General features: G+C 44.6%; 24 protein-coding genes. 11 read left to right on the plus strand and 13 right to left on the minus strand.

Annotated elements, in window-relative coordinates; translation table 11 throughout:
* Nucleotides 1-146: 146 nt before the first annotated feature.
* The 13 genes from H9625_RS10885 to dxs form a co-directional block, all read right to left on the minus strand.
* Nucleotides 147-1,568 (minus strand): NADH-quinone oxidoreductase subunit N, encoded by a 1,422-nt coding sequence (locus tag H9625_RS10885; protein WP_022039674.1) that lies wholly within the window; start codon nt 1,566-1,568, stop codon nt 147-149.
* 10 nt (nt 1,569-1,578) lie between these two features.
* A complete protein-coding gene (locus H9625_RS10890; RefSeq protein ID WP_087210630.1) occupies nt 1,579-3,060 on the minus strand; it encodes a complex I subunit 4 family protein in 1,482 nt (493 codons plus the stop codon).
* The gene (nuoL, locus tag H9625_RS10895) at nt 3,057-4,949 is read right to left on the minus strand and encodes an NADH-quinone oxidoreductase subunit L (protein WP_022039676.1); all 1,893 of its coding nucleotides are present in this window, start codon (nt 4,947-4,949) and stop codon (nt 3,057-3,059) included. The genes H9625_RS10890 and nuoL overlap by 4 nt, the downstream gene beginning before the upstream one ends.
* A gap of 18 nt (nt 4,950-4,967) precedes the next feature.
* On the minus strand, nt 4,968-5,279 hold the full coding sequence (gene nuoK / locus H9625_RS10900) for an NADH-quinone oxidoreductase subunit NuoK (RefSeq protein ID WP_022039677.1): 312 nt from the start codon (nt 5,277-5,279) through the stop codon (nt 4,968-4,970).
* Between the two features lie 16 nt (nt 5,280-5,295).
* On the minus strand, nt 5,296-5,814 hold the full coding sequence (locus H9625_RS10905) for an NADH-quinone oxidoreductase subunit J family protein (protein WP_022039678.1): 519 nt from the start codon (nt 5,812-5,814) through the stop codon (nt 5,296-5,298).
* A 12-nt stretch (nt 5,815-5,826) separates the two neighbouring features.
* Nucleotides 5,827-6,294, minus strand: coding sequence for a 4Fe-4S binding protein (locus H9625_RS10910; RefSeq protein WP_022039679.1), 468 nt, complete (start codon nt 6,292-6,294; stop codon nt 5,827-5,829).
* A 12-nt stretch (nt 6,295-6,306) separates the two neighbouring features.
* Entirely contained in the window at nt 6,307-7,407 is a 1,101-nt protein-coding gene (gene nuoH / locus H9625_RS10915; RefSeq protein WP_022039680.1) for an NADH-quinone oxidoreductase subunit NuoH, read from the minus strand.
* Nucleotides 7,408-7,461: 54 nt separating this feature from the next.
* On the minus strand, nt 7,462-9,063 hold the full coding sequence (locus tag H9625_RS10920) for an NADH-quinone oxidoreductase subunit D-related protein (RefSeq protein ID WP_087248324.1): 1,602 nt from the start codon (nt 9,061-9,063) through the stop codon (nt 7,462-7,464).
* 14 nt (nt 9,064-9,077) lie between these two features.
* The gene (locus tag H9625_RS10925; RefSeq protein WP_087210640.1) at nt 9,078-9,704 is read right to left on the minus strand and encodes an NADH-quinone oxidoreductase subunit B; all 627 of its coding nucleotides are present in this window, start codon (nt 9,702-9,704) and stop codon (nt 9,078-9,080) included.
* Nucleotides 9,695-10,045, minus strand: coding sequence for an NADH-quinone oxidoreductase subunit A (locus tag H9625_RS10930; RefSeq protein ID WP_022039683.1), 351 nt, complete (start codon nt 10,043-10,045; stop codon nt 9,695-9,697). Before H9625_RS10930 ends, H9625_RS10925 begins: the two co-directional genes overlap by 10 nt.
* A gap of 276 nt (nt 10,046-10,321) precedes the next feature.
* Nucleotides 10,322-10,939, minus strand: a complete 618-nt coding sequence (locus H9625_RS10935; RefSeq protein WP_191764328.1) for a hypothetical protein — start codon at nt 10,937-10,939, stop codon at nt 10,322-10,324.
* A 25-nt stretch (nt 10,940-10,964) separates the two neighbouring features.
* The gene (trkA, locus tag H9625_RS10940) at nt 10,965-12,305 is read right to left on the minus strand and encodes a Trk system potassium transporter TrkA (RefSeq protein ID WP_022039685.1); all 1,341 of its coding nucleotides are present in this window, start codon (nt 12,303-12,305) and stop codon (nt 10,965-10,967) included.
* Nucleotides 12,302-14,209: a 1-deoxy-D-xylulose-5-phosphate synthase gene (gene dxs / locus H9625_RS10945; protein ID WP_191764330.1), complete on the minus strand. Its 1,908-nt coding sequence runs from the start codon at nt 14,207-14,209 to the stop codon at nt 12,302-12,304. The genes trkA and dxs overlap by 4 nt, the downstream gene beginning before the upstream one ends.
* 92 nt (nt 14,210-14,301) lie before the next feature.
* On the opposite strand from dxs, the gene H9625_RS10950 reads away from it, so the two are divergent.
* The 11 genes from H9625_RS10950 to radC all read left to right on the plus strand — a co-directional run bounded on the left by H9625_RS10950 (nt 14,302) and on the right by radC (nt 25,928).
* On the plus strand, nt 14,302-15,291 hold the full coding sequence (locus tag H9625_RS10950) for a GSCFA domain-containing protein (protein WP_087395725.1): 990 nt from the start codon (nt 14,302-14,304) through the stop codon (nt 15,289-15,291).
* Nucleotides 15,267-17,738: a bifunctional UDP-N-acetylmuramoyl-tripeptide:D-alanyl-D-alanine ligase/alanine racemase gene (locus H9625_RS10955; protein ID WP_022039688.1), complete on the plus strand. Its 2,472-nt coding sequence runs from the start codon at nt 15,267-15,269 to the stop codon at nt 17,736-17,738. Before H9625_RS10950 ends, H9625_RS10955 begins: the two co-directional genes overlap by 25 nt.
* A gap of 288 nt (nt 17,739-18,026) precedes the next feature.
* A complete protein-coding gene (locus H9625_RS10960) occupies nt 18,027-18,839 on the plus strand; it encodes a MotA/TolQ/ExbB proton channel family protein (RefSeq protein ID WP_087211774.1) in 813 nt (270 codons plus the stop codon).
* A 71-nt stretch (nt 18,840-18,910) separates the two neighbouring features.
* Complete coding sequence (locus H9625_RS10965) at nt 18,911-19,516, plus strand: ExbD/TolR family protein (RefSeq protein WP_087211778.1); 606 nt, start codon at nt 18,911-18,913, stop codon at nt 19,514-19,516.
* Between the two features lie 18 nt (nt 19,517-19,534).
* A complete protein-coding gene (locus tag H9625_RS10970; RefSeq protein ID WP_022039691.1) occupies nt 19,535-20,191 on the plus strand; it encodes an ExbD/TolR family protein in 657 nt (218 codons plus the stop codon).
* 29 nt (nt 20,192-20,220) lie between these two features.
* A complete protein-coding gene (locus H9625_RS10975; RefSeq protein WP_022039692.1) occupies nt 20,221-21,036 on the plus strand; it encodes an energy transducer TonB in 816 nt (271 codons plus the stop codon).
* An 18-nt stretch (nt 21,037-21,054) separates the two neighbouring features.
* Entirely contained in the window at nt 21,055-21,993 is a 939-nt protein-coding gene (locus H9625_RS10980; RefSeq protein ID WP_022039693.1) for a PstS family phosphate ABC transporter substrate-binding protein, read from the plus strand.
* 14 nt (nt 21,994-22,007) lie between these two features.
* Nucleotides 22,008-23,489: a tetratricopeptide repeat protein gene (locus H9625_RS10985; RefSeq protein WP_225226408.1), complete on the plus strand. Its 1,482-nt coding sequence runs from the start codon at nt 22,008-22,010 to the stop codon at nt 23,487-23,489.
* A gap of 125 nt (nt 23,490-23,614) precedes the next feature.
* On the plus strand, nt 23,615-24,253 hold the full coding sequence (locus H9625_RS10990) for a DedA family protein (protein WP_022039695.1): 639 nt from the start codon (nt 23,615-23,617) through the stop codon (nt 24,251-24,253).
* Nucleotides 24,250-25,239 (plus strand): glycosyltransferase, encoded by a 990-nt coding sequence (locus H9625_RS10995; protein ID WP_191764331.1) that lies wholly within the window; start codon nt 24,250-24,252, stop codon nt 25,237-25,239. The genes H9625_RS10990 and H9625_RS10995 overlap by 4 nt, the downstream gene beginning before the upstream one ends.
* Nucleotides 25,239-25,928, plus strand: a complete 690-nt coding sequence (gene radC, locus H9625_RS11000) for a RadC family protein (protein WP_022039697.1) — start codon at nt 25,239-25,241, stop codon at nt 25,926-25,928. The genes H9625_RS10995 and radC overlap by 1 nt, the downstream gene beginning before the upstream one ends.
* The last annotated feature ends 20 nt before the right edge of the window (nt 25,929-25,948 follow it).

A 25,948-nucleotide genomic window follows, 5' to 3' on the forward strand; every position in this document is an offset into this window, starting at 1 on the left:
CGCCGTATGCCGAACGGCACGTACGGTGGTGTGAGAGGTCGGTAAACATGAAAATAGGAGATAAACACCTATGATTAATGTTTACCTCCTACTCGATTTGCAGAGCTTAAATATATATGCTCTTTGGGCTATTTGAATTTTCTAATTTATAGCATCGCCATTTCGTTCAATACATTGTAAACTGAGCTGCAGATACCCAGCAGAACGATACCCAACAGGCAGATAACCAGACAGGCACGTGTCATACCACTGCTACGGAAAGTGGGCAGCGGGTTGTCGTTCGGAGTAATGTACATCGCTTTCACGATGAGCAGGTAGTAATACAATGAGATGATTGTGTTGACCAATGCCAGGAATACTACCAGCCAGTGTCCGGCATGGAAAGCTGAAGCGAACACGAAGAACTTCGAGAAGAAACCGGCAAACGGCGGAATACCTCCTAGCGAGAAGAGTGCCAGTGTCATGATGAAGCTCAGGTGCGGGTTGGTTTTGTAGAAGCCGTTATAGGCATCGCGGTCTACACGTCCGCCGTTGTGTTGCTCTACAGTAGTGATGACACCGAAAATGGCAAGATTTGCCACGATGTACACGATGACATAGTAAACCAATGAAGCCATACCTTGTCCGTCGGCTCCAAGTACAGCCAACATAATGTAACCTGCCTGTGAGATACTACTGTATGCCATGAAGCGTTTCAGATCGTGCTGCAGGATAGCGAAGATGTTGGCAATGGTGATGGTTACAACAATAACTACCGACAGCATCAGGCTCCAGTTATCAATCATGGGACCGAATACTTTGACCAAAATGCTCATCAAAGCGAATGCTGCTGCACCTTTCGATATAACCGACAGGTATGCAGTAATGGCAGTTGGCGCACCTTGGTAGGTATCGGGTGTCCACATGTGGAACGGTACCAGACTCAGCTTGAAGCCCAAACCGGCGAAGAAGAAGACCATTGCCATGATTTGCAGCGGAGTGCCTGTAAGCAAGGCAGGCAGGTCATCGAAGTACATGGTTCCGCACGTGCCATAAACCAACGATAGGCCATATAGCATCAATGCCGATGAGAACATGGCGTTCAAGATAAACTTGGTGCCTGCCTCTGCACTATGATGCCGGTATTTGTCGAAGGCTATCAGGCAAGCCATCGGGATGCTGGCAAGTTCCAAGCCTACATAGAAAAGCAGGAAGCTGCCTGCACTTACCATATAGTACATACCTAGCAGGGTAGAGAGTGTAAGCACATAAAATTCGCCGGATTTGTGGCGGGTGTCTTCGCGATTAATCCATGAGTCTGCCTGCATGAATACCAGCAAGGTGCCTACAGTGAGAACGGTCTTGACGATGGAAGCCATCGGAGTCGTACGGAACATACCTCCGAAAGCTTCGCCTGTGACCGGCATGATGTTCAGTGCGATTTGCACTACTAAAAGTCCGCATGCCAAACCCTGTAACGCCTTGTGGTTAGGCTGTTTCAGTATTAAGTCGGCAAGCAAGATGATAATCAGTATCACTGCCAGACTGATTTCTGCTTGCATGGCGGAAAATATTGCACTTATATCCATAATGTCTTGATTAATGTATTAATTGTGAAATGATAGGTTCGACACTTCCGCTGATGACGTCACTTACCCAGTACGGAGCAAGTCCAAGTCCGGCAACAGCTGCGATGAGGCAGATAACGGCAAGGCGTTCGTCCCATGTGGCGTCTGTCAGTTTCAGGTGTTCCGGATTCTTGCAGGTTCCATACAGGATTTTTCCAACAACGCGCAGGATGTACACTGCTGTGATGACGATACTCATCGTAGCGATGATGGTACAGGTGCGGTGGAAGAGGTCTGTATGCTGGAATGAACCGACAAAGACGGTCATTTCGGCAATAAATCCGCTCAAGCCCGGCAAACCGAGATTGGCAAGACCGGCAATCACATAACCTACTGCCAAAAAGGGCATGATTTTCATCAAGCCGCTTAACTGGCGGATGTCACGGGTATGTGTGCGTCCGTAAATCATACCGATGAGGGCAAAGAACAAGGCTGTCATCAAACCGTGGCTCAGCATCTGCAGGATAGCACCTGTCGAGCTGACACGGGTAGCCATCAGCAAAGCAAACAATACCAAGCCGCAGTGGCTTACAGATGAGTAGGCATTGATGTATTTCAAGTCAGTCTGTACGACGGCGCTGAATGCTCCGTAAACAACCGAGATAGTAGTCAATACCAAGAAGAAATCACCCCAATATGCCATACCGGTAGGCATCAGGTACATTGCCACACGGAAGCATCCGTAGCCTCCCAGTTTCATCAATACGCCGGCATGGAGCATAGATACGGCGGTCGGTGCCGAAGCGTGACCGTCAGGGCTCCATGTATGGAATGGGAAGAGGGCTCCCAGTACACCGAATCCCAAAAATACCATTGGGAAGAATACCTGTTGGAATTCAGTCGGTATTTTCAGTTTGGCGATTTCAATCACGTTCATGGTTTCTGCTCCGGCACCATAGAAGATACCCAGAATACCAATCAGCAGGAATGCCGAACCACCCATTAACATCAAGGTCAGTTTCATGGCTGAATATTCTTTGCGGCCGCTTCCCCATACACCGATAAGCAGGTACATCGGAATCAATGCCACCTCGTAGAACATGAACATAGTGAACAGGTCGGTAGAGATAAAGAATCCGAATACACCGGTACTTAATAAAGTAAACCACATAAAATATTCTTTGGTAAGCGGCTTCAGCTTCCACGAAGCGAATGTTCCGGTGAACACGATGATGGCACTCAGCAGCAACATTACTACCGAAATACCGTCGACACCTACTGAGTAGGCAATGTGTAATGGGGCATACCAGCTGATGCTATCGGTAAAAAGCATTTCTTCGGTTGCACCCCCGTTTCGAAGTCCAATATAAGAAACGGTAAGGTATGCGGCAAGAACCAGCAGGATACTGGATCCGGCTACCATCACTCCTCTTACCTGATTCAGGTTGCGGGCTATCCATAAACCCAACAGCATCAGCAGAGGTACTAATACGAAAAGACTTAATATATTCATAATACTAATAACATGACGGTTAATACTATAACTCCACCCAGGAACCACATGGTATAGCTCTGGATTTTACCATTCTGTATAGGCTGGGCTGCTTCACCTGCCGCGTTGGTGCTCCAAGCCATGAAGTTCATGAATTGGTCGATAACGTGACGGTCGAACCAGGCAAGTGGAGTAGAGATGCAGCGGAAAATGATTTTCTTGGTTACGAACAACCAGATTTCATCCATGTAGAAACGCTTGTAAGCGGCACGGTGCAACGTCGGGAAACGTTTTGCCAGCATATCGGCAACCGGTTGCTTGTCGCGTGCATACATCCATGTAGCCAGTGCGATAGCAATCAGGGCTACCACGATGCTGGTTACTGCCACTTGGGTATTCAGGTGGATGTCGTAAGCATGACCGTTAGCTGAAACAAAGTGACCGAACGGAAGAATCCAACCACAAACAATAGTGATGGCTGCAAGTACCATCAGCGGGAAAGTCATGCTCAGCGGACTTTCGTGCGGGGTATGATGTTCGTGCAGTTCCTTATTCTCTGTTCCCCAGAAGATGCCGTAGTACAGACGGAACATGTAGAATGCTGTCATGCCGGCGATAATCGTCATAATCCAACCGATTACCGGACTGAACTGGAAGCAGGCGGTCAAGATTTCATCTTTTGAGAAGAAACCTGAGAACGGAGGGATACCTGCAATAGCCAGGCAGGCAATCAGGAAGGTGATGTGGGTAATCGGCATATACTTGCGCAAACCGCCCATGGTAGACATTTCGTTGCTATGTACGGCATGGATGATACATCCGGCACCCAGGAACAACAAAGCCTTGAACATGGCGTGAGTGAACAGGTGGAACATACCAGCCATATAGCCCAAACCGCCTTCATGCGGGTCGGCAGAAGTACAAACTCCCAGTGCTACCATCATGAAACCAATTTGAGAAATGGTTGAGAAGGCAAGCACACGCTTGATATCGCTCTGCACACAGGCGACAGATGCCGCATAGAAAGCTGTGAATGCACCTACGTATGCTACAAGATGTAGTGTCTCGGGGGCATAACCGATAAACAATGGGAACATGCGGGCTACCAGGTAAACACCGGCAACCACCATGGTAGCAGCATGGATAAGGGCGCTGACTGGTGTAGGACCTTCCATGGCATCGGGCAACCAGATGTGCAACGGGAACATGGCACTCTTACCAGCACCACCAATGAACATCAGTCCGAGGGCTAACGGCAGTACCATACCGCATTTCATCAGCTGTTCCTGTTCGGGAGTGAAAGTAAAGGTTCCCATGTAGAAACCGTAAAGCAGAATACCGATGAGGAAGCCCAAATCGGCAAAACGTGTAACGATGAATGCTTTTTTGCTTGCTGCAATGGCTTCTGGTTTCGTATAATAGAATCCGATAAGCAAATAAGAAGAAACACCCACTAACTCCCAGAACACGTACATCTGGAAAATGTTGGTAGCAAGGACCAATCCCAGCATAGAGAATGAGAAAAGCGACAAGAATGCATAATAACGCTGGAATCCCACTTCTCCTTTCATGTAACCGAATGAGTAGATATGCACCATCAGGCTGACCGTCGAGATGACAACCAGCATCATTACCGAAATCGGGTCGAGCAAGATGCCCATGTCAATGTGCAGCGAGGTGTTGAAGGGTAGCCATTGGATATTCCAAGGCATCAGCGTCTGGAAAACTCCTTCTGCCGTGCGTGGAGCCGTGAAGTATTCGTAAGCGGTGAGGTAGCTCAGAATCGTAACAGCTGTCAGTGACAATGTGCCGATGAGCCCCGCTACGCGATGTTTCATGTACATACCCGTCAGTCCCAATATCAGGAAACTCAGAACGGGCAGCGCGAGTATCAGTATTGTATATTCCATAATCGATAATTGTTTTAGTTATCCTTTCATGTCGGTGATGTCATCGGTCAGGACTTGTTTCACGTTGCGGTACACATTGATGATAATGGCTATCGCTACGGCTGTTTCAGCTGCTGCGATGGCAATACCGAATAACGTGAAGAAATGTCCTTCCAGTTGTCCTGGAAAAAGATAACGGTTGAATACGGCAAAGTTAATGTTCGTTGCATTCAGCATAAGCTCGACGGAGATGAGCAGTGCCAGCAGGTTTTTGCGGGTAAAGAATCCGTAAATACCACAAAACATCATGATGGTACTGATGACCAAGTAATGTATTACATGTATTTCCATAAATTGAACCTCCTGTTTATTTTTCCTTTCGTGCTATCAGGATGCCACCAATCATACATGCCAGCAGCAAGACACTGACTACCTCAAAAGGTAATACAAATTGATATTTATCCGTTCCTACAAGAGCCAAGCCAACTTCGCGTGAGGGAAGTTCTTCTCCCAGCGGGATAGTGTTGAGGGCAAATCCATTGGTGAAAAGCAGCAAGAGAACCAATGCGGCACCTACTACTGTGGTAGCGAGCAGGCTGAATAGCTTGGCTTTGCTTACTTTGTATTTCATGTCTTTGTCCGAACGGGTCAATGCGATAGAGAATACATACAATACAATGATACCTCCGGCATACACCATCAGCTGGACAGCACCCAAGAACGTGTAGCCCAGCATAAAGAATATCGCCGCGGTTCCGAAGAGAACAAACAGCAGGTAGGTAGCGGCACGCAACAGTTTGCCTGTGGTTACAGCAAGTACCGAGCACACTGCAATGGCGAGTGCCACTACGAAGAATACGATATTTTGAAATGATAGTATTTCCATATTCTATTTTGATTATTTAGCGAGGGTTGAACCTTCGTGGTTAAGGGTCAAGACGAGCTTGTCTTTCTCGAACACCGCGTTTTCAAAATCGTTGGTGAACTCAATGGCACCATGAGGGCAGGCATTCACACACAAGTTGCAAAACATGCACGAGCCAAGATTGTACTCATATTTGACCAATACTTTTTTCTTCTTTCCGTCGGCATCTTCACGCGTTTCTGTCGTGAGTTTGATTGTGCCGTTCGGGCAATTCATCTGACACAGTCCGCACGCGATGCAGTGATGATGGTTCTCTTCATCGTGAATCATCGTCAGCTTGGCACGGTGGCGTTCGGGGATGTGCAGGGTCGTATGACGGTTTTCAGGATATTGCTCGGTAATTTTCGGTTCCAAAAACACTTTCATCGAAGTGCGCAGGCCGATAAGCAAGCTTTTTAAGCCTGAAGCATATCCTTTTATATAGTCGCTGAAACTTTCCATGTTAATTCTGTATTAAAAAACGAGTCCATAAACTTTGCATACAGCCATCACCAGCATGACGAGCAATGACAACGGCATGATGTATTTCCATTCCAAGGTCAGTACTTGGTCGATACGCAGACGTGGGTAAGTCCAACGCAGCCACATCAGCAGGAATACGACGAAGAACGTTTTTCCCAAGAACCATACAATACCCGGAATGTAGTCCATTACAGCGTTGAATCCGTCAAGACCGGCAATGTGTAGCGGCATCCATCCTCCCAGGAAGAGGGTAGTGGCGATTCCCGATGTGATGAACAGGTTCAGGTATTCTGCCAAGTAAAAGAATCCGAAATGCATACCCGAATATTCGGTATGGTATCCGGCTGTCAGTTCTTGTTCTGCTTCGGCAAGGTCGAACGGGCCACGGTTTGCCTCGGCATTACCTGCAATCAGATAGATGATGAATGCTACGATGGCTACGATATGTCCCTTGAAAATGTTCCAGCCGTTGGCTTGACTCATTACGATTTCGTGGATATCCATTGTTCCACTTAGCATCACCATGGTCAGTACCGTGATTCCGATAGAGATTTCGTAGCTGATGAGCATTGCACCGCTTCGCACGGCACCGATAAGGGTATATTTGCTGTTACTGCTCCAGCCGGCAAGCAAAATGCCCAGGATACCGATGGAAGAGGCTGCCAGCACAAACAAGATGCCGATGTTCATACTCAGAATTTCTCCACCATTGTGCCAAGGCAGGCAGGAGAACGTCAAGATGGAGGCAAGAATCACAAGGAAAGGAGCCAGACCGTATAGGAACTGGTCGGCATTCTTCAGCTTGAATACTTCCTTGATCAGAATCTTGATAACGTCTGCCGGAACTTGCAGCAGACCTCCTTTGCCACCTACACGGTTGGGACCGATACGGCACTGGAAAGCCGCGCAGACCTTACGTTCCATATAAATAAGGATGATGGCAAGCACGGCATATAATACCAAAATAATAACACCCACAACGACACATTCCAGGAAAATGGCAAGACCTTCCGGCATTATACCGCACAGCCAAGAGTGGATGGCGGCCAAGAGCGGTTGCAGGTTATAGTAATCTAAAAATGCTTGGTTCATATTGGTTTATTCTTAATTTTTAATAGGCTTGCGCCGAACGTTGTTTCTTCTTTCTCATCGGTCGATATCCGGGATAACGAAGTCTACCGAAGCACCGATGGCAATCAGGTCGGCAAATTTCCAGCCACGGCAAAGTGTGTCCATCGCCTGTACCAGTGGCAATCCTGTCGAGCGGAAGTGCATACGGTAAGGAGTCTTGTCACCATGACTTTCGATTACGACACCAAATTCGCCACGGCTTGCCTCTACTGCCGATGTCCAGATACCTTCCGGCAACTTGATAATCGGTTTGGTCTTTACGCGGAATTCACCTGCCGGAATGTTGTCTATCAGTTGTTCGATGATGCGGCATGATTCCATGATTTCGTCCATACGTACCATGTAGCGTGCGAAAGTATCACATTCGTTGTAAGTGATTTGCTTGAAATCCACCTTGTCATACAATGCATACGGGTGACGTTTGCGCACATCGTTTGCCCATCCTGTAGCACGTCCTGTGCCTCCGGTGCATCCCATTGAGATAGCGTCTTCTTTGGTCAGGATACCTACGCCTTTCATACGGGTATCAGCAATGACGTTTCCGGTAAAGATATCGTGATAGTCCTTGATGACTTTACGCAGATGCTTGATGAAATCTTTCACTTTCTGGCAGAAAGTGGGGTGAATATCATCTTGCACGCCGCCGATTACGTTATAGTGCTGAATCAGACGTCCTCCTGTAGTTTCCTCGAAGATGTCGAGTATCATCTCTCTTTCACGGAATCCGTAGAAGAACGGAGTCATGGCACCCATATCCAATACCAGACAAGAATAGAACAGCAAGTGAGAATCGATACGTTGAAGCTCGTCCATGATGGTGCGGATGTATTGTGCACGTTCCGAGATTTCGATGCCGGCAGCTTGTTCGATACATGTACACAGTGCGTGGCGGCTTTGGTGGGCACTCAGATAGTCCAGACGGTCGGTCATGCCCAATGTCTGCGGATAAGTCAGGCTTTCGTTCATCTTTTCGATGCCGCGGTGGATGTATCCCAATACGGGATCGACTTTCTTGACCACTTCTCCGTCAAGCGCGATGCGCATACGTAATGCACCGTGTGTAGACGGGTGTTGGGGACCCATGCTTACGACAAAATCATCTTCACCGAACACACGGTGGTCAATGCCTTGCAGGGTTCCGTCGCGTTGCAGACGGTATTCTTTGGTAATATCCGCATTGATTTCATTGTCCAAACGCAAAGGGTTTGATTTCATATCGTAGTCTTTGCGCAGCGGCCAGCCTATCCAGTCTTCCCGCAAGAAAAGACGGCGCATGTCCGGATGGCCGGTAAACAGGATGCCGAAGAAGTCGTATACCTCGCGTTCTTTGATGAGGGCAGTCTTCCATAAATCGCTTACAGTGGGAAGCAACGGCTGTTGGCGGTCGGTTGTTGCGGTGCGGATGGCTATGGTATCGCCCGTTACGGTCGATTCCATGAAGTAGATGGCTCCCAGACCTTCTTCACCCCAGTCCATGCCTACAATGTCGCGCAAGAAATCCATCGGGCTTTGCGGGTCGTTTCTCAATCCTTCTGCCACGTGACGGAAATCGCTTAATGGCACTTTGATGACTCCGGCATTTCCCGGACACACTTCTGCTCCTTGTATTGTCTTCATTACGTCGTCACGTTTCATACCTGACCTCCTTTCGCCTTTTCTGTTTCGTTATCGTTTACCTCATCATTTGCTTCGGTCTTGCGGTTTACACCTCCCAGGTAGCGTTCTACCTTCATTTTGCGTTGCAATTGCATCAAACCGTAATAGAAGGCTTCAGGACGTGGAGGGCAGCCGGGAATGTATACGTCGACAGGAATTACTTTGTCGATACCGTTTACTACGTTGTAGGATTTGATGAACGGACCTCCTGAAATGGTACATCCGCCTACGGCAACTACATACTTGGGCTCTGCCATCTGATCGTACAGACGTTTCATTACAGGAGCAGTACGATAGGTGATGGTACCCATTACCACCAGTACATCGGCTTGGCGAGGGGAGTTACGTGTTACCTCGAATCCGAAACGTGCCATGTCGTAACGTGCGGCACCCAATGCCATGAATTCGATGGCGCAGCAGCTTGTTCCCAGCAACAATCCCCATACAGAATTGCTTCGTCCCCAGTTGATCAGGTCATCGAAAGTGGTCAGGATAACACCTGCACCATCATCGTTCAACTGCTGGACCATGCGTTCCAGATAGTCGTTGTTCTTGAACTCATCATACTGCATAGAGCGGATTTTCGGTTTCTTTATTTCCATTCCAACGCTCCTTTCCGCCAGGCGTATGCCAAGCCCAAAATTAATACTAACAAGAAGAATGATACACACACTAATGCGTAGGCACCGATTTCAGTCACTACATTCGCCCACGGGAAGAGGAATACGGTCTCGATGTCGAACATCAGGAACAAGATGGCAAACAGGTAATAGCCTGCCTTGAACTGTACCCATGACTGTCCGCGGGTCGGGATACCACACTCATATGGTTCACCCTTTTGCGGGTTGAACGTGTGAGGCGCGATAAGGTTTGAAATCGTCAGTGCCGCTACCACCAGCACAACGGCTGTCAGGATAGCTACAACTAAAAACGTGAAAAACATATATATAATTATATTTGATGATAATTCTCTTGTCGTGTGCGATTACGGCCGGTCTCGGAAAAGGCACACACCATTCCTGCCCTTATAGGTGGCACTATAAAGGATTCATAAAGTATTAGTGTGGGTTTTGTCCGTTTTTTCATTGCTGACCAGTCTGAAAACTGGAGGCAAAGATACGTATTTATTTTTAATTAACAGGAAGCAAAATTGCATAAAAAAGTAGACAAGCGGGCAAATATTTAAGAATCTCTATGTTGGGCTAATGGTAAAAGCGGTTCAGAGGAGGGGTTTGGAGGTGTGAAGACAGTCTGTTGTCAATTCTTGTTGGTCAGGACAGGTGCAAGGCTGGACTGTGTAATTTGATGCAATCGGTATGTGTATGCTGGTGTGGCTTGTCGGGTGGAGGAAGGTGTATGGATGTCCAGAAATGAGAATGTCTGCATCTGACCAATCATTATTCCAGCATATATCAACTGCATGATAAGATGCATTGCAGTCCTTGCCCAGTCCCAGTACCAGTAGGACTGCAGTCCTACTGGTACTGGGACTGGCAACGCAGTTAACTGTCTTTGCCGGCACAATCTTATCCCGGAAAAGGACAAGCAATGTCCGCTGCCTCCGCCCCATAATTATGCCCACAATGATGGTATAGCAATAGGGGAATGCGGGACATCCTCGAAAACAATTCACAAAATAAACCTGGGCAAGATTTAGGAACTGTCTCTTAGAAGCTGTTTTGAATTTCTCCAAAAAGTTTTTCTTGGCTTGATGTATCCGTTTTCGTGTGTGCTTTGGGCGATTTTTTGGTCTTTTTCGCTCCTGTTCTTCGTCAGATAGCCCGCTATCTTCCTCATCACAGAAGCGAAAATGCCTCAAAAACTCATCCCAAATCATCGCACGATAAATTCAAAACAGCTTCTTAATTGAAGAATTTTTCTAATTTTTTAATCATCATGTTCAGGCAGAACACCACAACGTGGTCGTTTTCCTGAATGGTAGTGTTACCTGTTACCAAGATACCTTCTCCGTTTCGTATCAGTCCTCCGATGGTAGCTCCTTTGGGTAATCCGGCATCTTTTACCTGCGAACGGGTGATGCGTGCTCCTGCCTTGACGGTAAACTCTGCTACATCGGCATTGGCAAAGGTAAGACATTTCACGTTCGATACGTCTGCATCCAGCATCATCTGGTAAATATGGCTTGCTGCGATGAATTTCTTGTTGATGACACAGCCTATGTCCATGCTTTCAGCCATACTGATGTAGTCTACGTTTTCTACTTGTGCTACGGTTTTGCTCACACCCATCCGTTTGGCTGCAAGGCAGGCAAGGATATTTGTTTCGGCGCTTCCGGTCAGGGCAACGAATGCTTCAGTGTTTTTGATGCCCTCTTCTGTCAGCAGGTCTAAGTCTCGTCCGTCTCCGTTGATAATCATTACTTTATCGTCTACCAGTTCGGTCAGGCGATTGCAACGTGCATAGTCGCTTTCGATAATTTTGGTACGCATGTATTCGGGCATGTATTGTACTGTGCGCACGGCGATGCGGCTTCCTCCCATAATCATCACGTTACGCACGTCGGCATAGTTTTCTTTGCCTGCAATTTTGCGGATATAGGGTATGTATTTTTTTGTGGTGGTAAAATACACAATATCGTTCAGCAGGATAGAGTCATCACCTCTGGGGATGATGGTTTCATTGCCACGCTTGATGGCAACGATGTGGAATGGAATGTTTTGTCCGCCTAGTTCGTAGAGGGGAATGTTTAAGATTTCGGCCGTTTCCCGCATCTTGGTTCCGATAAGCACGAGTGCGCCTCCTGCAAACTCCCACCACTGGCGTATCCAGCTCATCTTGACTGCGTCGACAATGTCTTTTGCTGCCAGCATTTCAGGGTAGATGAGTGAATGTACTCCACGTTTGGCGAAAAATTCCTGGTATTTAGGCAGCAAGTATTCGTAATTGTCGATACGGGCTACGGTTTTCTTGGCTCCTAGTCCGGCAGCAAGCATGCAGGCGGTCATGTTCTGGCTCTCGTTGGGAGTGACGGCTATAAACAAGTCGGCATTTGCCGTTCCTGCTTCTTTCAGTCCGGATATGGAAGTAGGAGAGATGTTGACCGTCATCAGGTCGAAATTGTTGCCAAGTTTTCCCAGTCTGTCTTCGTCTTCATCCATGAGGATGATGTCTTGTTTTTCTCCAGCCAGCAGTTTGGCAAGATGGGTGCCTACTGCGCCTGCTCCTGCAATAATGATTTTCATACTTCAAGTAAATGAATAAGTGTGTTATATATCGTTGTCTTGTCTATACCACAGATGGCATGTAAGGATTCTACGGGTCCGTGTGGAATGAAACGGTCGGGGATGCCCAGTCGTTTGACGACAGGTGTATATCCGTTATCGGACATGAATTCGAGTATGGCACTGCCCATTCCTCCTTTCAGGATGCCGTCTTCTACGGTAACGATACGATGGAATCGTTTTCCTATTTCGTGGAGCATGGCTTCGTCTAATGGTTTCAGAAAACGTAAGTCATAATGGGCAATGCTCTTCCCTGTATGTGCCTCGCTTTCGGTAATAGCCTGTGCGGCATCGTTGCCGATAGGACCGATGGTGATAACGGCAAGGTCGGAACCGTCTTTCAGCTTTCTGCCTTTTCCTACCTCGATGGCTTCAAACGGACATTCCCAGTCAGTCTGTGTTCCTCTGCCACGTGGATATCGGATAGCGAATGGTCCTTGGTCGGGTAGTTGTGCTGTGTACATCAGTTTACGTAGCTCGTGCTCGTCGTATGGTGATGCGATGGTCAAGTTAGGAATAGGGCGCAAATAAGCCAAATCGAATATACCGTGATGAGTCGGTCCGTCTTCTCCTACCAATCCTGCACGGTCTAGGCATAGCACTACGTTCAACCGCTGGATAGCTATGTCGTGAATGATGTTATCGTAGGCACGTTGCATAAATGATGAGTAGATATTACAGAACGGTTGTAATCCTTCTTTTGCCATTCCTCCTGAAAAAGTTACGGCGTGTCCTTCGGCGATGCCTACGTCAAAAGCCCGGTCGGGCATGGCTTTCATCAATATGTTCATCGAACATCCGGTAGGCATGGCAGGGGTGACACCGATAATTTTCTTGTTTTGCCTTGCCAGTTCCAATAAGGTATTGCCAAATACGTCCTGAAACAGGGGAGGCATTCCGGTAGTGTCAGGAATGATACGTTCACCGGTTTCTTTATTGAATTTTCCGGGAGCGTGCCAAAGGGTCGCTTCTTTTTCAGCCGGTTTGAACCCTTTGCCTTTAACGGTATGGATATGCAACAGTTTTGGTCCTTTCATGTCCTTTATTTCTTTCAGGACTTTGGTCAGTGAAAGCACGTCGTGTCCGTTTACTGGCCCGAAATAGCGGATGTTCATTCCTTCGAAAATATTTTGCTGTTGGGTCAATACCGATTTTAGGCTGTTGTTGAACCTCAGCAGGCTTTTTTGGCGTTCTTCTGTCAGAATGCCTATTTTACGCAGCTTTTGAGCGATGGCAAAACGCAGACGGTTGTATCCTTCCGAGGTTTGCAGGTTCAGCAGGTATTGTTTCATGCCTCCTACGCTACGGTCGATGGCCATGTTGTTGTCGTTAAGGATAATCAACAGGTTATTGGGAGTGGATGAGGCATTGTTCAGTCCTTCGAAAGCCAGTCCGCCACTCATTGACCCGTCTCCGATGATGGCTACTACATGCCGGTCGTCTTCTCCTTTTCGCGAGGCGGCGACCGCCATTCCTAATGCGGCAGAGATGGAATTGGATGCGTGTCCGCAGGTGAATGTATCGTATTCGCTTTCGGCAGGTGAGGGAAAGGGGCACAAACCGTTCAGTTTCCGGTTGGTGCAGAACCGGTCACGGCGTCCGGTCAGAATCTTGTGACCGTATGCCTGATGTCCTACGTCCCATACGATGCGGTCGTAGGGAGTGTTGAATACGTAATGAAGGGCAACTGTCAATTCAATAACTCCCAAGCTTGAACCGAAATGCCCAGGATTACGGGAAAGTTCGTCAATAATCATTTCCCTAAGCTCTTTGCAAACTTCCGGAAGTAAATCGGCTGGAAGATGGCGCAAATCCTTTGGACTATCTATTTTGTTCAACAATTCGTAAGAAGTAGCTTGTTCCATCTGATTTCTTTTCAATATTAATGGTGCAAAAGTACAATAAATATGTGTAGAGTGTTTACATTTGTACCAAAAATAACGAATATAGTCTGTTTATGGAGTTTAGAACAAAAGTGGATTTACCTGTAGGGATGCCTCCAGTCAATCATTCGGATGTGTTGATGTTGTGGGGATCTTGCTTTGCTGAAAATATCGGGAAGTTGTTTATGGATTATAAATTCAGGTGTGATGTGAACCCGTTTGGTGTGTTATACAATCCAAGTTCGATAGCTGAGGCTATTTCGCAGGTGGATTGTCCTTTTATATATAATAAGGAAAATCTGAAGGAATATCAGGGTGTTTGGTATAGCTTGATGCATCATAGCAGTTTCTCGTCGCGCAATCCCGAAGAATGTCTGACTAAAATCAATGCCCGGTTGCTACATGCTAGAGAATGTCTGCATCAGGCACATTGGGTGATGTTCACTTGGGGAACCGCTTGGGTATATGAGTGGAAAGAAAACGGACAGGTAGTGGGGAACTGTCATAAATTGCCTGGGAATTGTTTTAACCGTCGGTTGTTGGGAGTAGATGAAATCGTAGGGGCTTATTCCTTGTTGGTGGAGAGGTTGTCAGCGTTGAAGCCTGATTTGCACTTTTTGTTTACAGTGAGTCCTATCCGTCATGTAAAAGATGGTATGCATGGTAATCAAATCAGTAAATCTGTGTTGTTGTTGGCCGTGCAAAAACTGATAGACGCCTATCCAGCCCGTTGTTTTTATTTTCCTTCTTATGAAATCATGGTGGATGAATTACGTGATTACCGTTTTTATGCTGATGATATGTTGCATCCGTCATTCCAAGCTGTCCATTATATATGGGAATGTTTTGGGCAGACTTTTTTTCCGCCGGCTACCCACCGCTTCCTTAAAGATTGGGAAGTGGTGAAAAAAGGACTGGAACATCGTCCGTTTGACCCTGATTCGAAGCAATATCAGCGTTTTTTAAGTCAAATACTGTTAAACATAGAAGCGCTAAAAGAAAAATTCGCGTACTTAGATGTCCAAAATGAAATTAATCTATGTCAAGCTCGATTGAAGAAATAGTTTCCGTAATAGGAGCAAATCGTGTCGGAGACCGTCCGGCACAGGTTGATTGGATACTGACTGATAGTCGTTCGTTATGTTTTCCGGAAGAAACATTGTTTTTTGCGCTGAAGACTAAACGCAATGACGGCCATAAGTATATTGAAGAATTGTATGCACGGGGTGTATATAATTTTGTAGTTACTGAAATTCCGAAAAAGATGCAGGGCTGTAAAGATATAAACTTTCTGGTCGTGAGTAATGTGCTGAAAGCTTTACAGCGTTTGGCTGCTAAGCATCGTGAGCAATTCGATGTCCCTGTTGTGGGCATTACGGGAAGTAATGGGAAAACGGTGGTAAAGGAATGGCTTTACCAGTTGCTAAGCCCGGAACGGAGAATTACACGTTCGCCGCGCAGTTATAATTCTCAGATCGGTGTTCCTTTGTCGGTTTGGATGATGGATTCACATACGGAACTGGGTATTTTCGAAGCCGGTATTTCTGAAATGGGGGAAATGGAAGCCTTAGAGCCTATTATCCGTCCCACTATCGGTGTGTTGACTAATATAGGTGGTGCTCATCAGGAGAATTTTACTTCTTTGCAGGAGAAATGTATGGAGAAATTGCTCTTGTTTAAGGATTGTGATGTAATTATTTATAATGGCGATAATGAACTGATAAGCAGTTGTGTGGCGAAATCGTTGTTCGCAGCGCGTGAAATTGCCTGGTCAATGAAAGATGTGGAACGCCCTCTTTTTGTCGAGAAAATAGAAAAAGATGCTACGGGTACGACTGTGAAATATAGGTATTTGGGATTTTTTAAAGAATACCGTATTCCGTATATTGATGATGCTTCCATTGAAAATTCACTGAATTGCCTGGCGGTAGCTTTATATCTGATGGTCTCGCCTGAGACAATAGCCGAACGGATGGCTTGTCTGGAACCGGTAGCTATGCGGCTGGAAGTGAAAGAGGGTAAAAACGGCTGTGTGTTGATAAATGATAGTTATAATTCAGATTTTGCTTCGTTAGACATAGCACTTGATTTTATGGCAAGGCGGTCTGAAGGTAAAATGCGCCGTCGTACATTGATTCTGTCGGACATTCTGGAGACTGGGCAGCCGGGAAAATTGCTTTATCGCCAAGTCGCAGACTTGGTTCATAGTAGAGGAGTAGACCGGTTAATAGGAGTGGGCGAAGAGATTTCGGCTGCTTCGGCTCGTTTCGAAGTGAAGGATAAACAATTTTTCCAGACAACGAAAGAACTGATAGCTTCCGGTGTGCTTGCTTCGTTACGGGGCGATGTCGTCCTGGTGAAGGGGGCACGAGCTTTTCATTTTGATGAGGTGACGGATTTGTTGGAGTTGAAAGTACACGAAACAATTCTGGAAATAAACCTGAATGCTTTGGTCGATAATTTGAATTATTACCGCAATAAACTGAAACCTGAGACCAAATTGATGTGTATGGTCAAGGCATCGGCATACGGGGCTGGTCCGTTTGAAGTGGCAAAGACTTTGGAAGAACACCGGGTTGATTACCTGGCTGTGGCTGTGGCAGATGAAGGAGCTGATTTGCGGAAGGCAGGCATTACTTGCCCTATCATAATCATGAATCCTGAAGTGACGGCATTTAAGACAATGTTTGCCTATCGCCTTGAACCGAATATTTATGGCTTTCGCATTTTGGAAGATCTGATTAAAGCTGCCGAACGGGAAGGAGTGTCTAATTTCCCTATCCATATTAAAATTGATACGGGCATGCACCGCTTAGGGTTCGATCCGTATAACGATATGAAACCGTTGGTTGAACGTTTGAATCGTCAGTCGGCAGTAATACCACGTTCGGTCTTTTCACATCTGGTGGGAAGTGATTCTTCTCGTTTCGATGCTTTTACACGAAAGCAGATTGAAACGTTTGAAGCCGCTTCGGCCGAATTGCAGGCCGGATTTACGCATAAGATTTTACGTCATATTTGTAATACGGCGGGTATCGAACGCTATCCGGGAGCACAATTTGATATGGTACGGTTGGGTATAGGATTGTATGGGATTGATCCTTATACCAATCGTGTCTTGCATAACGTAAGTACGCTGAAAACTACAATTTTGCAAATTCATAATGTATCAGCAGATGAAACTATTGGCTATAGCCGGAAGGGAGTGTTGCACCGTGACTCACGCATTGCCACTGTTCCTATAGGATATGCTGATGGATTGAATCGGCATTTGGGGAACGGTAATGCCTACTGTTTGGTGAATGGACAGAAAGCCCCGTATATAGGCAATATCTGCATGGATGTGTGTATGATTGATGTGACAGGTATAGACTGTAAGGAAGGGGATAAGGTGGTTGTCTTTGGAGATGACCTGCCCGTGACGGTGTTGTCGAATGCTCTTGATACGATACCTTACGAGATTTTGACCAATGTTTCGAATCGCGTAAAACGGGTATATTTTCAAGATTGAAAAGTTGTTTAGTCGTATTTTATGGCAAAATATGAGGCGATTTTTAGCGAGAATGTAGTAAAAGAGGGGGATATTCAAATAAAATTTAAAATTTAAGCCAAAATAACGGCATTTGATTTTGATATGTCATGAATTTCTTTTTTCTTTGTAGCTGTAAAAAACATTTGGGGCAATAAGCCTGCCTGATATCTTTGTTAACGTAAACTAAGAAGACGGTGCAAGTGTGTTGTCCCAGTAAGAAGACCGATATTCAATTAAATTTCTAATTAATATTAAAAGAGTAATTTTATGGAAACTACTAAAAAACAAAAACAAGGATTTAAGGGAATTGAAGCTGCTGGTTTAGTTATTATCGCATGCTTTATTGTTGCATTGTGTATTTACAAGTTCGTGTTGGGCGATCCGTCTAACTTCATGAACGATGACCCGAACAACCACCCGCTGCCGGGTAACATGTTGGGTACTATCTACAAAGGTGGTGTTGTCGTACCGGTTATCCAGACTTTATTGTTGACTGTGTTGGCATTGAGCGTTGAGCGTTATTTCACTATCCGTGCTGCTTTTGGCCGTGGTAAATTGGTTAAATTCGTTGCTCAGATTAAAGATGCTCTGGCAAAGAATGATATGGAAGCTGCTCAGGCATTGTGCGACAAGCAACGCGGTTCTGTAGCAAATGTAGTAGGTGCAACTTTGCAGACTTATCGTGAGATGGAACAAAATGCTGAATTGGATAAAGACCAGAAGGTATTGGCTATCCAAAAATCATTGGAAGAAGCTACTGCATTGGAAATGCCGATGTTGCAGCAGAACTTGCCGATTATCGGTACGATTACTACATTGGGTACATTGATGGGATTGCTCGGTACAGTTATCGGTATGATCCGTTCATTTGCCGCTCTGTCTGCTGGTGGTGGTACTGACTCAGTTGCGTTGTCAACCGGTATTTCTGAAGCCTTGATCAACACTGCATTCGGTATCTTGACTGGTGCGTTGGCAGTTATTTCTTACAACTACTTTACTAACAAGATTGATAAACTGACTTACAGCCTTGACGAAGTAGGCTTCTCTATCGTACAGACATTCAACGCTACCCATAAATAAACAAGAGACACTTATTGGTCTTTTGTGTAAGACGGAAAACGTTATAACTAATTTTTAATAAATAGTTAATTATGGGTAAAGTTCAAATAAAAAAGAAGTCCATGTTTATCGACATGACTGCCATGAGTGACGTGACCGTGTTGCTGCTTACTTTCTTTATGTTGACAGGTAACTTCATTAAGAAAGAGCCGGTACAGGTCGTTACTCCGGGTTCGGTTTCCGAAATCAAGATTCCGGAAACGAACATTCTGCAGATTCTTGTCGAACCGAGTGGCAAGATTTTTATGAGTCTTGACAAACAGCAGGATATGGCAGCTACATTGGAAGCCGTAGGAAAAGAATATGGTCTGAGTTTCACTCCGGAAGAAGTGAAAAAGTTCTCGGTATTCCAAACGTTCGGCGTTCCAATGAAGAATATGAAGCAGTTCCTCGCACTTCCAGGCGAAGAGCAGGACAAGATATTGAAGGATTACGGAATTCCTTGTGACAGTGTGGACAACCAATTTAAGGCTTGGATACGTAATGCACGTGCAACAAACCGCGACTTGCGTATTGCTATCAAGGCCGACCAAAGTACTCCTTATTCTGTCATTAAGAACGTGATGAGTTCTCTTCAAGATTTGAAGGAAAACAGATACAATCTGATTACTTCATTGAAACAAGTGTCTGACGAATAAAAAAGGAGAATTTTAAATATGGCTGAAATACAAGATAATGGTGGAGGCAAAAAAGGTAAAGGATCAAAGCAGAAAAAAATGGCTGTTCGCGTCGACTTCACGCCGATGGTGGATATGAACATGCTTTTGATTACTTTCTTTATGCTCTGTACCTCGTTGAGCAAACCTCAGACGATGGAAATTAGTATGCCGACCAATGATGAGAATATTACTGAAGACCAGCAGAATAAAGTAAAGGCTTCGCAAGCTCTTACAATGCTGTTGGATGCAGATAATAAGCTCTATTATTATGAAGGCGAACCTAATTACGAGGATTATACTTCTTTGAAAGAAACCGATTATACTGCCAATGGTATCCGTAAAGTATTGCTCCGCAAGAACTACGAAGCCGTGAAGAAAGTAGAAGAGTTGAAGCAGAAGAAGGCTAATCTGGAAATTACGGAAGACGAGTACAAAAAGCAGGTATCGGAAGTAAAGGCTGCCAAAAATACACCGACTGTGATTATTAAGGCAACCGATAAATCTACTTACAAGAACCTGATTGACGCGTTGGATGAAATGCAGATTTGCAGTATCGGTAAATATGTGATTGTTGACATTACGGAAGGAGATCAGTTCCTGATCGACAATTATAATTCCAAGGGTCAGTTGACCAGAGATGCAGCAGCTAGTTGAAATGTGTAACACCTTAAAAAGAAAAGAATATGGCAAAAATAGATTTGATTTCTTTGGAATGGTGTGAGCTCATTTTCAAAGATAAAAATAAAGCTTACGGTGCGTATAAAATGCGCCGTGATTTTGGTAGACGTCAGTTGGCTGCTATCATTATTGTAATTGTCGTTGCTGCTGTAGGTTTCTACCTTCCTCGACTGATACAGATGGCTATTCCGGAAAAGGAAGAGGAAATGTTGGAAGTAACACAGCTTTCACAATTGGAAGAACCTGAAGTTAAGCAAGAAGAGTTGGTAAAACCGGTAGAACAGATCGCTCCTCCTCCTCAGTTGAAGAGTACCATCAAATTTACTGCTCCGGTCATTAAGAAAGATGAAGAAGTAGCAGACGAAGATGAATTGAAGAGTCAGGACGAGTTGACCGAATCAAAGGTGCAGATTTCTATTGCCGATGTGAAGGGTAACAACGAATTGGAAGGTGCTGATATCGCTGATTTGCAAGAAGTGATTACACAAGCTCCTGAAGAGAAAGAAGAACCTTACACGATGGTAGAACAGATGCCGCAGTTCCCCGGTGGTCCGGCTGAATTGATGAAATACATTTCGAAGAATCTGCGTTATCCGGCTATTGCTCAGGAAAACGGTATTCAGGGACGTGTTATTTTGCGATTTGTCGTGACTGCAGAAGGTAATGTGGAAGATGTGCAGGTTTTGCGTTCTTTGGATCCCTATTGTGACAAAGAAGCTGTACGTGTAGTACAATCTTTGCCGAAGTGGATTCCGGGTAAGCAGAATGGACGTAATGTACCGGTATATTACACTTGTCCGATTGTATTTAGATTGCAGTAATATTTTAAGGAAGCGTGTATGAAAGGAAGTCTTTTAGGTTGTGTTTGTTTACTTTTGGCGTTGGTTTCTTGTAGTCAGAAGCAGGCGGGCGATGGTCAGACTTTGTATTCGGGTTCCATAAAGATTGCAGTAGATGAATCGCTGCGGCCGATTATGGAAGAAGAATTGCAAGTGTATCTGGCATTGACTCCAGAGGCTGAAGTAACTCCTATTTATTGTAGTGAGGTGGAAGCCATTAATTTGCTTTTGCAAGATAGTGTGCGGCTGGCGATTGCAAACCGGCGCTTGAGTGATAAAGAACTGGCTTCTTTTCATACGCGCAAATTCTTTCCAGAGTCCATTCGAATGGCAGTGAGTGGCATTGCTCTGATTACGAATCTGGAGAATGAAGATTCGTTGATAACAGTAGGGCAGTTCCGTCAAATTTTGACTGGTAAAGTAAAATCGTGGAAAGAGTTATATCCGACCTCTCGTTTAGGTGATTTGAATGTAGTGTTTGATAATCCTAATTCGGGAACTATACATTATGCTATTGATTCAATCTGTAAAGGCGAGCCGTTGGCTTCAAATTTGACAGCATTGAAATCGAATGAGGAAGTTATCGAGTATGTATCTAAGACTCCTAATGCGTTGGGAGTTATCGGAGCTAACTGGGTAGGTAATGCAGCAGATTCTACTCACCTTACGTTTAATGAAAGTGTAAAGGTGATGTCTGTCAGCAATTCAGGACATGCGACGGTAGGAAACAGTTATAAGCCCTATCAGGCTTATCTTGCTTTGAGAGAATATCCATTGGTTCATGATGTCTTTATTTTAATAAACGATCCACGTAGTGCTTTGCCAACCGGTTTGATGACTTTCCTTACAAGTGACAAAGGACAAAGAATTATCCTGAAGTCGGGTATTGTGCCGGCAACGCAGCCTGTTCGTTTAGTGAATGTGAAAGATGAGTTTTAATAAGGAATTAATATATGATTATGAAAACTAGAGTTTTGAGTGCATTTTGTTTGAGCTTTTTGTTGTCTGCTTCTCTGTATGCTCAGGAGCCTTTGACTCCCGATATGACAAAGCAGATTGACAAGATTGCTGCAATGATTAAAGATAATCCAGATGCTGCTGAAGATGCTTTCGATGAACTTCTGAAAGGTAAAAATAAAAAGAATGTATCTTTGTTGGTTGCCATTGGTAAAGCATATTTAGACAATGGTAAAATGGATGCAGCGAAAGAATATGCAGAACGTGCAAGAAAAGTGGATTCGAAAAATGGAGAGAGTTATGTTCTGCAGGGAGATATTGCTCTGTCTGTGAAAGATGTGGGTACAGCTTGCGGTTATTATGAACAAGCTATCTTGTTTGACGAGGATTGTTATGATGCATATTATAAGTATGCAAATGCATATATTGGTGTAAATCCTCAGTTGTCAGTAAATATGTTGCTGAAGCTGAAAGAAAAACATCCGACAGAAATTCGTGTTGACCGAGAATTGGCAAATGCTTATTATCAGATGGGTAGTTATGGTAAAGCTAAACAGGTCTTTGATGAATATATGCAAAAAGGAAATCCGGATGTACAGGATTATTCACGCTATTCGATGTTGCTTTATTTAAATAAAGATTATGCACAGTCATTAGACATGGTCAATAAAGGTTTGGCTATGGAAGCGGACAATCATTTGTTGAAGCGCTTGAAAATGTATGACTTGTATGAAACGAAGGCATATACAGAGGGTATTCAGGCTTCAGATGTATTCTTTGCTGACCCGAACAATCCGGATTATGTATATATGGATTATTTGTATCGGGGACGTCTGTACGCAGCCAATAATGAAGTAGATAAGGCTATGGTCGAATTTGATAAGGCCATGAAAGCAGATGAAAAGAGTGAACATCCTGAAATAGCTAAAGAAGCTTCAGAAGCACAACAGAAAGCGCAAAACTATCCGGAGGCCATCCGTTTTTATCAGTTGTATTTAGACGGTATGAAGGATAAGGCTGAAGTGACAGACTTGTTCATGTTTGGCCGTTTGTATTATATGGCTGCGGGTGCTATGACGCCGACTCCGGGTGATTCTACAACCAATCAGTCTGTAGCCGCTGTAGATACTATCCAGCGTAAAGCGTATTTGATGGAAGCTGATACTATTTTTGCCCAGGTTGCTGAGCGGGTGCCTGATAATTATTTGGGTAATTTTTGGCGTGCGCGTACAAATGCTATGCTTGATCCTGAAACTACAATGGGATTGGCAAAACCTTATTACGAAAAGGCACTTGCTATTTTGGAGCAGAATCCGAAAGCATCAAAGAATGTGCTTATCGAATGTGAAAGTTACTTGGGGTATTATTATTTCTTGAAAGAGGAATATGAACAATCTAAGGTTTATTGGGAAAAGATTCTTGCGATAGATCCGGAGAATCCTACAGCCAAACAGGCAATGGAAGGTCTCAAGCCTTAGTATTTAAATATATAGATTAAAGATTTCAACGTTAAGGACACTGCAGGAGGGTCATGCGATATGCTTGTTTCTGTGCAGTGTCCTTTTGTTTTTGATTTATAAGTTTGTTTAATTAATTACGTATAATGGATTTTATTATTGATTTTGTTTTGCATATCGACAGGTATATGATTGATATTGTGCAGAATTATCATACTTGGACATATGCTATTTTGTTTCTTGTCATTTTTTGTGAAACAGGTTTGGTAGTTACTCCATTTTTGCCTGGCGATTCTCTGTTGTTTGTTGCAGGTGCCATTACCGCTTTACCGGATATGCCGTTGGAAATACATACATTGGTACTTGTCGTTTTTCTGGCAGCAGTATTGGGGGATTCGTGCAATTATATGATTGGGCATTTTCTAGGGCAGAAGTTATTTAGTAATCCTAATTCGAAAATATTCAAGCAAAGTTATTTGAATAAGACCCATGATTTTTTTAAGAAGTATGGAGGCAAGACCATTATTATAGCCCGTTTTGTCCCTATTGTCCGCACTTTTGCTCCGTTTGTAGCTGGTATGGGTAAGATGCATTATTATTATTTTATGTGTTATAACCTGATTGGTGCCGCTTTGTGGGTTGCCTTGTTTGCCTATGCGGGACATTTCTTTGGAGATCTTCCTTTTGTACAAGAAAACTTGAAATTGCTGCTTGTGGCTATTATCTTTATTTCTTTGTTGCCGGCTGTATTTGAAGTAGTACGTGCTAAACTGAAAAAAGGATGAAATATTCGTTGATTATTCCTGTCTACAATCGTCCGGATGAAGTGGATGAATTGTTAGATAGTTTGACAAAACAACATTATACGGAATTTGAAGTGCTCGTGGTAGAAGACGGGTCTTCAAATTCCTGTGAGTCTGTGGTAGACAGGTACGCAGAATTATTAAATATACATTATTTTGTAAAATCTAATTCAGGTCCTGGACAAACGCGGAATTATGGAGCGGAGCGCAGTCATGGCGAATACCTGATTATATTGGACTCTGATTGTGTGTTGCCTCCAGGTTATCTTGATGCGATAGAGGCTGAACTGCAAAGAAACCCTGCTGATGCTTTTGGGGGACCGGACCGTGCGAATGATTCGTTTTCTTCCATCCAAAAGGCTATTAATTATGCCATGACTTCTTTTTTTACAACTGGAGGTATTCGGGGAGGTACGAGGAAAATGGATAAGTTCTATCCCCGTAGTTTTAATATGGGAGTACGGAGAGAGGTTTATCAGGCATTGGGAGGATTTTCGAAGATGCGTTTTGGTGAAGATATTGACTTCAGCATCCGGATTTTCCAAAATGGCTATCATTGCCGGCTTTTTCCTGAAGCCTGGGTGTGGCATAAGCGCCGTACGGACTGGCATAAATTTTTCAAGCAAGTATACAATTCGGGGATTGCACGTATTAATCTTTATAAGAAGTATCCAGAATCGCTGAAGTTGGTACACGGGTTACCGGCTGTATTTGTTTTGGGGGTGATTGCTCTTCTGCTGGTTGCTCCGTTCTGTATTTGGAGCTTATTATTGTTGCTGGTATTTTCTTTGATTATTTTTATTGATGCTTCGGTGCAAAATAAAAGTGTCCGGATTGGTATACTTTCTGTTGTTGCTGCGTTTATCCAATTAACAGGATATGGTTTGGGATTCCTTTGTGCATGGTGGAAACGTTGTGTATGCCGGCAAGGAGAGTTCGCAGCTTTCGAGAAGAATTTTTACCAATAATGGAAAACAAATTGACTATTAATCAGTGGGCAGAAGAAGACCGTCCACGTGAACGGATGATACAGCAAGGTTCAGCAGCATTAAGCAATGCTGAGCTGCTTGCTATTCTGATAGGCTCTGGCAGTCAGGAAGATTCGGCTGTGGGACTGATGCGGAAAGTGCTTGACTGCTATCACAACAGCCTGAGTGAATTAGGGAGAGCTAATATTGAGGATTTATGCCATTTTAAAGGTATTGGCCTGGCAAAAGCCGTGACGATTCTTGCTGCTTCAGAATTGGGAAAGCGACGCATGGAAGAGGAGCCTAAAGAGCGGAAGCAAATTCGTACGTCCCGTGATATTTATGAGCTTTTTTACCCGTTGATGTGTGACTTGCCAATTGAGGAATGTTGGATATTGCTGCTTAACCAGTCTTCGAAAATTATAGATCGTGTCCGTATCAGTCAGGGTGGACTGGCTTCCACTCAGGTAGATGTGCGTTGTATTTTGCGGGAGGCTTTATTGAAACGTGCGGTATCACTGGTGCTTTGTCACAATCATCCTTCCGGCAATATTTCTCCTAGTCCTGACGATGACCGTCTGACTCAATCGGTAAAGCAAGCTTCTGCGCTGATGAACATACGTTTGCTTGACCACTTGATTGTGACAGACGGTTCTTATTATAGTTACTCTGATGAGGGAAGAATGTGAAGAAACAGTATCGTTTCAAG

Origin of the sequence: Phocaeicola intestinalis (genome assembly GCF_014837065.1) — a bacterium.
Classification (GTDB): Bacteria; Bacteroidota; Bacteroidia; order Bacteroidales; family Bacteroidaceae; genus Phocaeicola; species Phocaeicola intestinalis.